A 1,638-nucleotide genomic window follows, 5' to 3' on the forward strand; every position below is an offset into this window, starting at 1 on the left:
GTAGGCGCGCTCAGCCGCCGGATAACCGTACGCAGTTTCGTACTTTTTATCAAACAGGTTGGCGATTCTACCACGGGCGGTCAGGCTTTGCGTAATAGGATATGACGCGGCCAAATCCCACAGGCTGTAGCTTGGCAAAGTTTGATTGCTCACATCCGCTCTCTTACCCACATATTGATAGGCAATATTGAACTGCATACGCATCACCTCAAAATCCAGCATATACTTGTAAGTATGCTGAGCTCTTCTTAGTAAGAGATTACCCTCTTTATCTCTTGGATCAGTGTAATCAAACGATAACGTATGCATGAAGGCTGCGGTATTAAAGCTGGCTTCCGTTTCAATACCTTTGATGGTGGCCTCACTGGTGTTTCGATATTGTGCATAGTCATAAGTTGAGGTTGAATAATAAGTAATTAAATTGTCCACTTTATTACGATAAGTAGACACTCGCCAATTTAGCGCTTGTAGCTGTCCGCTAAAGGCTAATTCTAGATTTCGGGAGCTTTCTGCTTTTAAATCTGGATTGCTATCAATTGGGTTTGAGCCACTAGAACCATATAGTTGACTGAGAGTCGGTGCTTTAAACGCTGTGCCATATGAAAGTACCGCCTGTGTACTATCGATAAATTGCCAACCAACCGCACTTTGCCAAGTAAAGTTATTACCATAATCTTGATTATGATCTTGCCGCACCGCCCCTTCCAGCGTCCAATCACCGATTCGTTGCTGCGTGGTCAGGTACACACCCGTGTTATCTCGTGACTTAGCCTGGTTGGAATACATGGCCTGATTGCGGTTCCAATCAATACCGGCCCCAATCTGGCCATAACCAACCTGATAGTTATTCATCCACTGCAAAGTACGCTGGCTATATTCATCATGAGAACGAAGCATATTGCTAGGCGCAAAAGTGTCACTATCTACATCTTGATAACTTGCAATTAACTGGCTTGAGTAGTTATCTTGATGAAACCTCAACCCCGAGTCATACTGCCGTGTATAGGTACGACCACGGTTACTGTATGAACCATCATATTCATTTTGATTTGCTGATCCGTGAATACGAACAAAACCTTCAGTTGACTCTGAAAACTTATGCTCAACAGACGCCCAAGCAAAACGGCTTCTAAAGCCATCACGATCAGGCTCATTCGTACCAGCAACCACATCATAACCACGGGTATCCGTAAATTGCCCAGCAACCGATACTACGGTGCGATCAGTTACATGGTTACGCACGCTGCCTTGGTAATTTTGATAATGCAAACTACCAGCAGAGGCTTGTAAATTGCCACCATCTGTTTCACGGCCGGTAATGATGTTAATCACACCACCAATCGCATCTGCACCATAAGTCGACGAACGCGGCCCTCGGATATATTCGATACGCTCAACCAGCGCCAAAGGTAGCTGATTAAAATCAACGGAACCTGTGCCATTAGCAGATTGAGCGACTCGAATGCCATCAATCAAAACCAGCACATGCCGAGATTCATTACCGCGGATAAACACACTGGATTTTTGTCCCATGCCACCGTTTTGTGCAATCTGCAGCCCAGGTAGGCGACGCAGCGCTTCGGTCACGGTAGTCACTTGCCAGCGCGCCAACTCTTTTTGCGTCACCACTTCCACCGG

Annotated in this window: 1 protein-coding gene; it reads right to left on the minus strand. The window is 45.9% G+C overall.

Annotation, left to right across the window (positions count from 1 at the left end; genetic code table 11):
- On the minus strand, positions 1-1,635 hold a 1,635-nt coding region (locus ACRC27_RS07850; protein WP_438639594.1), incomplete at its 3' end, for a TonB-dependent receptor domain-containing protein.
- Positions 1,636-1,638 lie beyond the last annotated feature (3 nt).

Source organism: Plesiomonas sp., from assembly GCF_051650925.1.
Taxonomy (GTDB): domain Bacteria; phylum Pseudomonadota; class Gammaproteobacteria; order Enterobacterales; family CAMTGL01; genus Plesiomonas.